The following is an 11,077-nucleotide window of genomic DNA, read 5'->3' as shown; positions in this document are numbered from 1 at the left end:
AAATACCGCGTCGAAGCTGTGACGTTCGAGTGAAGGTTCAGCGCAGCCGCTGACTGATGACCTTCGACACTCCGTCACCCTGCATGGAGACCCCGTACAGCGCGTCGGCCACCTCCATCGTCCGTTTCTGGTGCGTGATCACGATCAGCTGGGAACTCTCCTGGAGCTCCTCCATGATCCGGATCAGCCGCTGGAGATTGGTGTCGTCCAGCGCCGCCTCGACCTCGTCCATCACATAGAACGGACTGGGCCGGGCCTTGAAGATCGAGACCAGCAGCGCCACGGCCGTCAGGGACCGCTCGCCGCCCGACAGCAGCGAGAGGCGCTTCACCTTCTTGCCGGGCGGGCGGGCCTCGACGTCCAGGCCGGTGGTGAGCATATTGCCGGGATCGGTCAGGACCAGCCGGCCCTCACCGCCGGGGAACAGCCGGGAGAACACCCCCTCGAACTCGCGGGCGGTGTCGTGGTACGCCTCGGTGAACACCTGCTCGACCCGCTCGTCGACCTCCCTGATCACCTGGAGCAGATCGGCCCGGGTCTTCTTCAGGTCTTCGAGCTGCTCGGACAGGAACTTGTGCCGCTCCTCCAGCGCCGAGAACTCCTCAAGGGCGAGCGGATTCACCTTCCCGAGTTGCTGGTACGCCCGTTCGGCCGCCTTCAGCCGCTTCTCCTGCTCGGCCCTGACGAACGGCCTCGGCAGGTTGCGCGGATGCTCCGGATCGTCCGGCAGCTCCTCGCCCTGGGCCGCCGGGGACGGGGGGACGAGACGGTCGGGGCCGTACTCGGCGGCCAGCCCGGCGGGCTCCACCCCGAGCTCCTCCAGCGCCTTCGTCTCCAACTGTTCCATCCGCAGCCGCTTCTCGGCGCCCAGCACCTCACCGCGGTGGACCGAGTCGGTCAGCCTGTCCAGCTCGCCCTTCAGCTCCCGGCCCCGGTCGCGCCCGGCCGCCAGCTCCCGCTCCCGCCCGGCCTTCGCCGCCTCGGCCGCGGTCCGCTCGTCCTGCGCCCGTACGACGGACACCTCCACGTGCGCGAGCAGCTGGCGGGCCCCGGAGGCGACGGCCGAGGCCACCGCGGCCTCGTGCCGCAGCCTGGCCCGGTGCCGCTCGGCGCGGGCGCGGGCCTCACGTTCGGCGCGGGCGGCACGGTCCAGGGAGTCGGCGCGCCCGGCGAGGGACTTCACCCGCTCCTCGTGGGTACGGGCCTGGAGACGGGCCTCCATCTCGGTCTGGCGGGCGTTGGCACCGTCGGCGGCGAGCCGGTCCCGTACGGAGGTGTCGGGCTCCTCCTCCACGGGCATCTCCTCGGCCACGAGCAGCCGCTCGGCCAGCTCCCGCGCCTCCTCCGTCGCCCGCTCCAGGGCCTCCTGGGCACGCGCCGCGGAGGCGGTCATCCGCTCCGCCTCGCCCGCCGCGCCCCGCGCCTGTCCGGCGAGCCGCCCCAGCTGCTGGGCCACCCCCGACTTCTCCCGCTCGGCGGCACGCCGCCGCTCCCCCAGCTCCTCCACCAGCAGGGCACCGGCCCGGCGCCGCTCCCCCGCGAGCTGCTGGGCCCCGGCCAGTTCCTCGCACCGTACGGCCAGCTCCGCCAGGGAGGCGGCCGCCTCGTCGACGGACGCCTGCACTTCCAGGAGGCTCGGCGCCCCGGCGGAACCGCCGTGCGCGAAGTGGGCCGCCAGCACATCGCCCTCCGCGGTCACCGCGGTCAGCTCCGGGTGCGCGGCGACAAGATCCTCGGCGTCCTCCAGGGTGCTGACGACGACCATGTCCCGCACCAGCCGGTGTACGGCGCCCATCAGCTCGACGGGCCCCCGCACCAGCCCGGCCACGGCGGGGGCCCCTCCGGTCCCCGGGGCACCGGCCGGCGGTTCGCCCCCCGCCCGCGCGTCCTCCGGAGTGCCCGGCCGCGGAGCGCCGCCGCCCAGCAGCAGCGCCGCGCGCCCCGCGTCCTGCTTGCGCAGCAGCCGGATCGCGTCCGCCGCGGTGGCCGGGTCCGTCACCGCCACCGCGTCCGCCGCGGCGCCCAGGGCGGCGGCCACCGCGACCTCGTACCCCGGTACCACCGTGAGCAGTTCCGCGGCCGGACCGAGCAGGCGGTGCAGCCGGTCGCGGGCGCCGAGCAGCGCGCCGGTGCCGTCCTTGCGGCGCAGGCCCAGGGCCAGCGCCTCGTGCCGGGCCGCGACCGCGGCGCGTCTGCGCTCGGCGGCCGTCGCGGCCTCCCGGGCCGCGCCATGGGCCGACTCCGCCCCGGCGAGCGCGCGCTTGGCGTCCTCGTGCCGCCCGGCCAGCTCCGCGTCGTCCGCGTCCAGACCGTCGACCTCGGCCCTGAGCTGCTCGTACTCCTCCTGGGCCGCGACCGCGCGCTCCTGCGCCTCGTCCCGCGACGCGGCCAGCCGGTCGATCTCCGCCTGGGCCGAACCCGCCCGGCCGCGGGCCGCGTTGACCTGGCCGTTCAGCCGGGCGAGCCCCTCGCGCCGGTCCGCGATGGCCCGTGCCGCGTCCTTGAGCCTGCGTTCCTCGGCCGCCAACTCCCGTTCCAGGTCGGACCGGTGGGCGACGGTGTCCTCCAGGGCGTGCTCGGCGGCCTCCAACGCGGCCGTCAGCTCCGCCTCCTGCTCACGGATCCGGGCGGCCTCGCGCTCCATGTCCTCCGGGTCCCGGCCGCGCCGCTCCTCGGCGGGCGCCGCGGTGGCGCTCTTCACCCGGGCGTCGGCCAGCGAGATCGTGCCCCGTACCCGCTCGGCGAGCTGCGACAGTTCGTACCAGGTCTGCTGGGCCCGCTGGAGCCGGGGCGCGAGGCGGCGCACCTCGCCCTCCAGCTCCGCCTCCCGGGCGAGCGCCGCCTTGAGTTCGGCCTCCGCGGCGTCCTTGCGCTTCTTCAGTTCGGCCTCGTCGGCGATCTCGTCGCGCAGCGCGCCGCGCAGGGTGACGAGGTCGTCCGCGAGCAGCCGCAGCCGGGCGTCGCGCAGATCGGCCTGGATGACCGCGGCCCGGCGGGCCACCGCCGCCTGTCTGCCCAGCGGCTTCAACTGGCGGCGCAGTTCGTCGGTGAGGTCCTGGACACGGGCCAGATTGGCCCCCATCGCGTCCAGCTTCCGCAGCGCCTTTTCTTTTCGCTTGCGGTGTTTGAGCACGCCCGCCGCCTCCTCGATGAAGGCGCGGCGGCCCATCGGGTCCGCGTGCAGCACGGAGTCCAGCTGCCCCTGCCCGACGATGACATGCATCTCACGGCCGATACCGGAGTCCGAGAGGAGTTCCTGGATGTCGAGCAGCCGGCAGGTGTCGCCGTTGATCTGGTATTCGCTGCCGCCATTGCGGAACATGATCCGGGTGATCGTGACCTCGGCGTACTCGATGGGAAGCGCGCCGTCGGAATTGTCGATGGTCAGCGACACTTCGGCGCGGCCCAGCGGTGGCCGCCCGGTCGTACCGGCGAAGATCACGTCTTCCATCTTGCCGCCGCGCAGGGATTTGGCCCCCTGTTCACCCATGACCCAGGAGAGCGCGTCCACCACATTGGATTTCCCGGATCCATTGGGGCCGACGACACAGGTGATCCCCGGTTCGAACCGCAGGGTCGTGGCGGAGGCGAACGATTTGAATCCACGCAGGGTCAGAGCCTTGAGGTGCACGCCGCCGGACTCTACCTTTCACTCTCGGTTTCGCTGATGAAGGTGCAGGGCACATCAGACGGTAAGGGAAGGGCTCTACGTCCGGGCAGGCCCGGGGGCGAGTCCGGGGGGAAGTCCGGGGCGGGAAGTCCGGGGCGGGAAAGCGGACCGGGGGGTCGGGAACGAAATAAGGGACGCCGAGGCGTCCCTGTAAATCTTGCGCAGTCCTGCGTGACGGATCGCTGATGAGCCGGACGACGAGGAGATCCTCGGTCTTCCGGACACGGCCAGAACCGGAGACGTTCCCGGATTCCGGGAGGTCCTCGGTGTTGCGGGACGGCGATCCGTGACGAAGACAATCCAGAGTGGTTCTCAGGCGACTGAGCGTGCCTGTGCCCGACCGGCCCGACAGGGCCACCGGTCAGGTCAGCGCAGGCTCCGCCTGGGGTACGTCGATGTCGATGCTGTCGAGCAGCGACTCTTGGTGCTGGGCGGCGGCGTTCAACGCGTCGTTCTCGTCCTGGATCCGTACGAGCTCGGATTCCAGGTCCTGGACGCGCTGCTGGAGCCGTCGCATCTCGGCGAGGAGTCGCGGGTCGGAACCGCCGACGTAACCGAGAAGCGCCTTTGCCATGATGGATGGTCCTCCACACTGAGTGACCGACCGAGAGCGGTGTGGGTCGTGAGGGAATCGCACCCGCGGTGCTCGGCAGTGCCCTGTCAACACTGCGGTTCTGCTGCCAAACAGCTCTGCCAAACAGCTAAGGTGCGCGGGGTTTTCAGCGTCTCACCAAAAAGTTTGACGGTCAACACGATCACACCCCGTTGAGGCGGGTGTCCCGGGGGCGCGCGGCCGGACGATCATGCGGCGCGACTCTCCTGCGGGGCCCCGGGGGGCGTGGAGATCTTCGTTAATGCCGCAGCCTGGCACGACATTCCCTTCTTGGCAACCACAGGCCGCCGCCGGGTCCCTTCGCAGGTCATTTCGGGTGCGGCCCGATTTCCGACTCATCGGTAACCGCTCGGCGCACTCCGGACACGGAGCGGATCCGGAGCCCCCGTCATCGCCATGATCAACGGATCGCGAATCCCTCGTAAATCCCGCGCGGGGTGTCCCAGATCTCAGTGACTCCGTCCACGCGCCCGGGTGTGTCGTCGGAGCCCAGCCAGTCCAGCAGACGGTGGCAATTCTCACGTGGACCCTCGGCGACGACCTGCACCCGGCCGTCGTCGAGATTGAGGGCAAAGCCGGTCAGTCCACCGATCTCCAAAGCGTTTGCCCTGGTGAACCAGCGGAAGCCTACTTGCTGTACTCGGCCGCGTACCCAGACGACGAGTCGTGCATCTTCGCTCATGCGTGAACGCTAACCGGCCCATGGTTCCCGGAGCACTTCGCCCCCGTGACCCATGGCGTACAGTCCGGTCGCAAAGCTTCACTCGATCGGGTGATCACGGCTGAGAAATGTGACGTCTCAGGGGCGTCCGGAGCATCAGGAAGGCACAGCGCATGGGACGCCACCGACGGTCGGCCGCGGGCTCCGCCGCTGAAGAACCCGCGACCGGGGACGGATTCGGGCACCGGGGTACGCGGCGGAGGAAGCGGGCCTCCCTGCCCGTGCGGGCCGGTCTGCTCGGCATATCCGCGGCCGTGGCCATGGGAGCGGTCGCCGTCGCCTCGGGTCTGCTGCCCGGCGGCGACACCCACACCGTGGGCGGCACGTCCACCGCGGACGAGGTGCGTTCCGGTGGCGCCCCGGACCTGCTGACACAGGGCAGCCGCTCGGCCGATCCGACCGACCGCGCCTCCGCTTCGGCCTCCGCACCCGCCGGCCGGGGCAGCGCACGGCCGGCGGCCCCCTCGAAGTCGGCTTCCGCTTCCGCCTCCGCCACCCCGGACAAGAAGCCCTCGGCCACCGGCTCGAAGCGGCCCTCGGAGTCGAAGGGCCCCACGGCGGCCCCGGAGAAGAAGTCCGCGAGCCCGTCCGCGAAGGCCCCGGCCGCCCCGAAGACCTCGTCCGCCGCGCCCTCGCGCAAGGCACCGGCCCCCGCACCCGCCCCCACCTCCGCCCAGGCCGCCGTCCTCGCCCTGGTGAACCAGGAGCGGGCGAAGGTCGGCTGCTCCCCGGTCACCACCAGCGCGCCGCTGACCGCACTCGCCCAGAACTTCAGCGAGGACATGGCGGCCCGCGGCTTCTTCGACCACACCGACCCCGATGGCGCGACCCCGTGGGACCGTGCCGCCAAGGCCGGCGTGCAGAACCTCGGCGGCGAGAACATCGCCCGCGGACAGGCCGACGCCGAGGCCGTGATGGAGTCCTGGATGAACAGCGACGGACATCGCGCAAACATTCTCAACTGCGACTACAAGACCCTCGGTGTGGGCATGCACGCCGGCTCCGGCGGCCCCTGGTGGACACAGGACTTCGGCTTCTGACCCTTGAGGCACCCACCGGGCCCGCGCGCCCACCGGGCCCGCGCGCCCGCAGGCCCTCACACCCATCGCCCCTCACACCCACCGGCCCTCGCGCCGGCCGGCGCTCACCCCCACGACCCGCTTTCGCCCGCACAGCGCACCCTCCTGGTGAGCGCTGTGCGGGCGTAAGCTGTCGCGTATGGACAGCCTCGCCTTCGACGTCTTCTCCCGGCAGTGCCCCTCGCGCGGCACGCTGGAGCATGTCACCGGGCGCTGGGGCAGCCTGACGCTGGGCGCGCTGTACGAGGGTGGTCTCCGGTTCAACGAGCTGCGGCGCCGGGTCGACGGGGTGAGCGAGAAGATGCTCTCCCAGACCCTGCACGCGCTGGAACGCGACGGACTCGTCCACCGCGAGGCGCAGCCCACCAACCCGCCCCGGGTGGACTACGAGCTCACCCCGCTCGGCCGTGAGGTGGCCGGCCGGCTGATCGGGCTGATCGGGCTCGTGGAGGGCCGGATGGCCGAGGTGCTGGCGGCCCGTACGCGTTACGACGAGGCGCGCGGCGGCCGCTGACAGCGCGGGCAGTAGTAGCTGGAGCGGTTCATCCAGGGCCGACGGCGCATCGGGGTACCGCAGCGGTGGCACGGCTCGCCCTCCCGCCCGTAGGCGTCGAGCGACCGGTCGAAGTAGCCGGACTCACCGTTCACGTTCACATAGAGGCTGTCGAAGCTGGTGCCACCCTGGTCGAGGGCCGCGTTCATCACATCGCGGGCATGGCCCAGCAGCTCGGCCGACCTGGGCCGGGTCAGCGTCGCGGTCGGCCGGTCGAAGTGCAGCCTGGCCCGCCAGAGGGCCTCGTCGGCGTAGATGTTGCCGACGCCGCTGATCAGCGACTGGTCGAGCAGGGCGCGCTTGACCGTCGTACGGCGCAGGCGCAGGGCCGTGTGGAACGCGGCGTCGTCGAACTCCGGGTCGAGCGGGTCGCGGGCGATGTGCGCGATGGTGTCGGGCAGCCCGTCCGGGGTGTTGTCGTGGAGCGAGAGCCCGCCGAAGGTGCGCTGGTCGACGAAGCGCAGTTCGGTGCCGAGCGCGTCGTCGAACCGGATCCTGACCCGCAGATGCTTCTCGTCCGCGGCGTCCTCGGGCTGCACGAGCAGCTGACCGCTCATACCGAGATGGCCGAGCAGCGAGGAGGACGCGTCGTCCAGCGGCACCCAGAGGTACTTGCCGCGGCGCATCGCCGTACCGAACCGGGCCCCGTGCAGCCGCGCCGCGAAATCCACGCCGCCCGCGAGGTGCCTGCGGACCGCACGCGGGTGGAGGACCTCGACATCCGTGACGGTGCGGCCGGTGACCCAGCGCTCCAGACCTCGCCGTACGACTTCTACCTCGGGAAGCTCGGGCACGATGGCGCTCCTGGAACGACGTGGTGGTACGGGACGGTGGGGACGGCGAAGGACGCGCGGCGGCGGGCGAGCGCCGCGCGGACAGCGAGAACCCCCCGGTGCGCGAGGCACCGAGGGGTTCCCGGTCGGTTCAGGCCGGAGCGGCGTCCGTGTGCGGCGACGGGTCGGCAGGGGTGTCGGCGACCCCTCCGTCGGCTGCGGCCTTCGCCGCGGCCTCCCGCGCTTCCGCGGCGGCGCTGATCTCACGCCAGGCGGATTCCGCCGCCTGCTGCTCCGCTTCCTTCTTGCTACGGCCGGTGCCGGTGCCGTACGAGACACCACCGACGCGAGCAGCAGCAGTGAAGGTCTTCTCGTGGTCCGGGCCGGTCTCCGTGACGAGGTACTCGGGGACTCCGAGGCTCTCGCTCGCGGTGAGTTCCTGGAGACTGGTCTTCCAGTCCAGGCCGGCGCCGAGGTTCGAGGACCTGTCGATCAGCGGGTCGAAGAGCCGGTGAACCAGCTCCGAGGCCGCACTGAGGCCCTGGTCGAGATAGACCGCGCCGATCACCGCTTCAAGGGTGTCGGCGAGGATGGAAGCCTTGTCCCGGCCCCCCGTGCCCTCTTCACCGCGGCCGAGCCGGATGAAGGAGCCGAGTTCGAGGCCGCGGCCCACTTCCGCAAGTGCACGCGAGTTGACCACCGCGGCCCGCAACTTGGCCAGCTGGCCTTCGGGCAGGTCGGGGTGGGTGCGGTACAGCGTGTCCGTGACCACCAGGCCGAGCACCGAATCCCCGAGGAATTCGAGCCGCTCGTTGGTGGGCAGGCCGCCGTTCTCGTATGCGTACGAACGGTGGGTCAGCGCACGCACCAGAAGGGCGGACTCGAGGTGATACCCGAGCCGCCCTTCCAGAAGCGTGTGGGACGAGGCTGTGTTGACGTTGTCTGCCTGCTTCTTGGCACTGGACAACTCAGACATCGGGCCTCTCACCAGCCGCTCAGACCTCGAGGACCTGGCGCTTGTTGTAGGTGCCGCAGCTCGGGCACGCAATGTGCTGGAGCTTCGGCTCCTGGCAACGCTCGCACGAAACCAGGGTGGGGACCGCAGCCTTCCACTGCGACCGGCGGTGGCGCGTGTTGCTGCGCGACATCTTCCGCTTCGGAACAGCCACGGCTACTTCTCCTGCTTCTCGTCGACGCCAGGTTCGGCGCCGCCCATGTTGTCCTTCTCGCCGTCCTGAACGGTCTCGGCGAGTCCTTGCAGTGCCGCCCAACGGATGTCGACGGCATCGTGGTGGTGTCCGGGATTCTCGTCCAGCCTGATTCCGCATTCGGAACACAGACCGAGGCAGGTCTCCTTGCACACCGGCTGCATGGGCAGTGCGAGCACTACCGCGTCACGCAGCACTGACTCGAGGTCGAACAAGCCGTCCTCAAGGAAGAACACGTCCTCGTCGTCCTCGGCGTCGTCGACCGGGTCCGCCGCTTTGCCGCGGCCCCGGTCATCGGCGTCAGGGTACGAGAACATCTCCTGGAAGTCCGCTTCGACCTTGACGGTCAGCGGCTCCAGACACCTTACGCACTCCCCCTCGGCCGATGCACGGGCGGTGCCTGTGACAAGCACCCCTTCCATGACCGATTCGAGGCGGATGTCCAGCACCACGGGTGCGCCTTCCGGCACACCGATGACGCCGTCGATACCCAGATCCCTGGGCGCCTCCACCGAGCGGGTCAGCCGCTTGAGGGCACCGGGACGCCGGCCCAGCTCGTGCGTATCGAACACGAGAGGGTTTCGGTGGTCGAGGTGGCCGTTCAGGGCTTTTCCTGCTTTCGCGATCATGTGCGTCGTGCTGCATCGGGAGGGGCCGGCCCGGTCCGGAGTCGAAACGGGCAGCCGGGATCGCGGATCTACGCGCGACCGAAGAGCCAGGATACTTGACGTACCGCTCAGCACCCAATCCGGGCCGGTCCGCCCCCGGGCCCACCGGCCCGGGACACCACGGTCAGCGGCCCTGTTCGTACCGGCGCAGCTGCTCCAGATCGATCATGCTGGTGTCGAAGAGGCTGGTCTCGTCCAGTGCGCTCTCGCCCTGCGGGGCCGGAGCCGGCGGCTGGGCGGGCTGCTGGGGCCAGCCGTAGTCCTGCTGCGGCTGCTGGGCCTGCTGGGCCTGCAGGGAGCCGGGGTCGTAGCTCTGCTGCTGGTAGGCGGCGTACGGGTCGGGCTGCTGCTGGTAGCCGTAGACGTCCTGCTGGAGCGGCTGCTCCTGGTAGGCGTACGTCTGCGCGTACTGCGGCTCGGGCTGCGCCTGGGCCGGGTAGCGCGGCTGCGGGGGCTGCTGCTGCGGGTCCGGGGTGGCGAGCTCGGCCAGACCCGCGAGGTAGTCGGCGTCGCTGGTGTGCCCCTGGCTGCCTGCGGCGTCCTGGGCGGCCATGTGCGCACCGAGGTCGTCGCCGGCCACCCGGCCGTGCAGCTTCTGCCGGCCCCGGCCGACCGCCTCCAGGGTCTTGGCGAGCACCGCCTCGAAGGCGCCGAGCTTGGTGTCGACGTACTCGTCGGCGCGGCGCTGGAGCGTGGCCGGGTCGGCGCTGCGCTCGGGCGCCTCGGCGAAGTCCGGGTCCTGGTATCCCTGCTCGTCCAGTCCCTGCCCCCGGCCCAGCAGCTTCTCGCGGCCGCGGTCCACGGAGCCGATGGTCTTGGTGAGGACGACCTCGAAGTTGGCGAGCTTGCTGTCGACGTACTCGTCGGCGTCGGCCCGGACCTCGTCGGCCTCCCGGCGGGCCTCGGAGAGGATCCGGTCGGCCTCGCTCCGTGACTGCCGGGCGATCTCGGTGTCGGAGACGAGTGTTCCGCGCTGGGCGTGGGCGGACTCGATGATCCGTCCGGCCTCCTGGCGGGCCTGCTCGACCAGCTGCTCATGGCCGCCGATCACCTCCGCGGCCTGGGCCAGCGAGCCGGGCAGGGCCTGCCGCACCTCTTCGAGCATCGCGAGCAGTTCGGCGCGGTTGACCACGCACGACGCCGACATGGGCATGGAGCGGGCGCTCCCGACCGCTTCGACGATCTCGTCGAGCTTCTTCTGCACGTCCACCGTGTGCTCGCCACTCTCTGCTGCTGTTGGAGCCGGACGGGACGACTGTAAGGCCAGTCGGCTCCCGCCCGACACCTGGTGACGGTCAGTCAGTGACTCACCGCTTGCCCAGGCGCTCTATGAGGGCTTCGTGGACAACCGGCGGCAGCAGGTGGGAGACGTCGCCGCCCCAGGTCGCGACCTCTTTGACCAAGGACGACGACAGGAAGCTGTAGGTGGGATTGGTCGGCACGAAGAGCGTCTCGACTCCGGAGAGGCCGTTGTTCATCTGGGCCATCTGGAGTTCGTAGTCGAAGTCGCTCACGGCCCGCAGGCCCTTCACGATCGCCGGGATCTCGCGCTGCTTGCAGAAGTCGACCAGCAGGCCGTGGAAGGACTCGACCTCGACGTTGCCGAAGTCGGAGGTGACCTGGCGGATCAGATCTATCCGCTCCTCCACCTCGAAGAGTCCTTTCTTCGACTGGTTGATCATCACCGCGACGTGTACGACGTCGTACAGCTTCGAGGCTCGGCCAATGATGTCGAGATGTCCGTTGGTGATGGGGTCGAACGACCCCGGACAGACGGCGCGGCGCAACGTGA

The 11,077-nt window shown here is 70.8% G+C and carries 11 protein-coding genes; 2 read left to right on the top strand and 9 right to left on the bottom strand.

Features of this window, described 5'->3' with window-relative positions; translation table 11 throughout:
• Positions 1-37 precede the first annotated feature (37 nt).
• From smc to OHA98_RS09665, 3 genes are all read right to left on the bottom strand, one after another.
• Positions 38-3,631 (bottom strand): chromosome segregation protein SMC, encoded by a 3,594-nt coding sequence (smc, locus tag OHA98_RS09675; RefSeq protein WP_266924267.1) that lies wholly within the window; start codon positions 3,629-3,631, stop codon positions 38-40.
• Positions 3,632-4,031: 400 nt separating this feature from the next.
• Positions 4,032-4,244 carry a hypothetical protein gene (locus OHA98_RS09670; RefSeq protein ID WP_018551753.1) on the bottom strand — a complete coding sequence of 71 codons (213 nt, stop codon included), beginning with the start codon at positions 4,242-4,244 and terminating at the stop codon, positions 4,032-4,034.
• Positions 4,245-4,683: 439 nt separating this feature from the next.
• Positions 4,684-4,965, bottom strand: a complete 282-nt coding sequence (locus tag OHA98_RS09665) for an acylphosphatase (protein ID WP_266924265.1) — start codon at positions 4,963-4,965, stop codon at positions 4,684-4,686.
• Positions 4,966-5,117: 152 nt separating this feature from the next.
• On the opposite strand from OHA98_RS09665, the gene OHA98_RS09660 reads away from it, so the two are divergent.
• Together OHA98_RS09660 and OHA98_RS09655 are read left to right on the top strand one after the other, a co-directional pair.
• Positions 5,118-6,044 (top strand): CAP domain-containing protein, encoded by a 927-nt coding sequence (locus OHA98_RS09660; RefSeq protein WP_266924263.1) that lies wholly within the window; start codon positions 5,118-5,120, stop codon positions 6,042-6,044.
• A 178-nt stretch (positions 6,045-6,222) separates the two neighbouring features.
• Positions 6,223-6,597 (top strand): helix-turn-helix domain-containing protein, encoded by a 375-nt coding sequence (locus tag OHA98_RS09655; RefSeq protein WP_266924262.1) that lies wholly within the window; start codon positions 6,223-6,225, stop codon positions 6,595-6,597.
• On the opposite strand, the gene mutM is transcribed toward OHA98_RS09655, so the two are convergent.
• From mutM to coaD, 6 genes are all read right to left on the bottom strand, one after another.
• Positions 6,570-7,430 (bottom strand): bifunctional DNA-formamidopyrimidine glycosylase/DNA-(apurinic or apyrimidinic site) lyase, encoded by an 861-nt coding sequence (gene mutM, locus OHA98_RS09650; RefSeq protein ID WP_266924260.1) that lies wholly within the window; start codon positions 7,428-7,430, stop codon positions 6,570-6,572. The genes OHA98_RS09655 and mutM overlap by 28 nt on opposite strands.
• 130 nt (positions 7,431-7,560) lie before the next feature.
• On the bottom strand, positions 7,561-8,385 hold the full coding sequence (gene rnc / locus OHA98_RS09645; protein ID WP_266924258.1) for a ribonuclease III: 825 nt from the start codon (positions 8,383-8,385) through the stop codon (positions 7,561-7,563).
• Between the two features lie 19 nt (positions 8,386-8,404).
• On the bottom strand, positions 8,405-8,578 hold the full coding sequence (gene rpmF, locus OHA98_RS09640; RefSeq protein WP_003965982.1) for a 50S ribosomal protein L32: 174 nt from the start codon (positions 8,576-8,578) through the stop codon (positions 8,405-8,407).
• Positions 8,579-8,580: 2 nt separating this feature from the next.
• Positions 8,581-9,246 (bottom strand): DUF177 domain-containing protein, encoded by a 666-nt coding sequence (locus OHA98_RS09635; RefSeq protein WP_266924256.1) that lies wholly within the window; start codon positions 9,244-9,246, stop codon positions 8,581-8,583.
• A 163-nt stretch (positions 9,247-9,409) separates the two neighbouring features.
• Positions 9,410-10,495: a cell division initiation protein gene (locus OHA98_RS09630; RefSeq protein WP_266924254.1), complete on the bottom strand. Its 1,086-nt coding sequence runs from the start codon at positions 10,493-10,495 to the stop codon at positions 9,410-9,412.
• A gap of 97 nt (positions 10,496-10,592) precedes the next feature.
• Positions 10,593-11,072, bottom strand: coding sequence for a pantetheine-phosphate adenylyltransferase (gene coaD, locus OHA98_RS09625; protein WP_266927832.1), 480 nt, complete (start codon positions 11,070-11,072; stop codon positions 10,593-10,595).
• Positions 11,073-11,077 lie beyond the last annotated feature (5 nt).

It is taken from the genome of Streptomyces sp. NBC_00654, assembly GCF_026341775.1.
Lineage (GTDB): Bacteria > Actinomycetota > Actinomycetes > Streptomycetales > Streptomycetaceae > Streptomyces.
Note: the sequence above shows the minus strand (reverse complement) of the source record. Positions and strands in the feature narration are given on the sequence as shown.

Coding starts and splice junctions, on each gene's coding strand:
- OHA98_RS09635 (WP_266924256.1), bottom strand. CDS start 9,246: ATGATCGCGAAAGCAGGAAAAGCCCTGAACGGCCACCTCGACCACCGA.
- OHA98_RS09660 (WP_266924263.1), top strand. CDS start 5,118: ATGGGACGCCACCGACGGTCGGCCGCGGGCTCCGCCGCTGAAGAACCC.
- OHA98_RS09665 (WP_266924265.1), bottom strand. CDS start 4,965: ATGAGCGAAGATGCACGACTCGTCGTCTGGGTACGCGGCCGAGTACAG.
- rnc (WP_266924258.1), bottom strand. CDS start 8,385: ATGTCTGAGTTGTCCAGTGCCAAGAAGCAGGCAGACAACGTCAACACA.
- OHA98_RS09655 (WP_266924262.1), top strand. CDS start 6,223: ATGGACAGCCTCGCCTTCGACGTCTTCTCCCGGCAGTGCCCCTCGCGC.
- OHA98_RS09670 (WP_018551753.1), bottom strand. CDS start 4,244: ATGGCAAAGGCGCTTCTCGGTTACGTCGGCGGTTCCGACCCGCGACTC.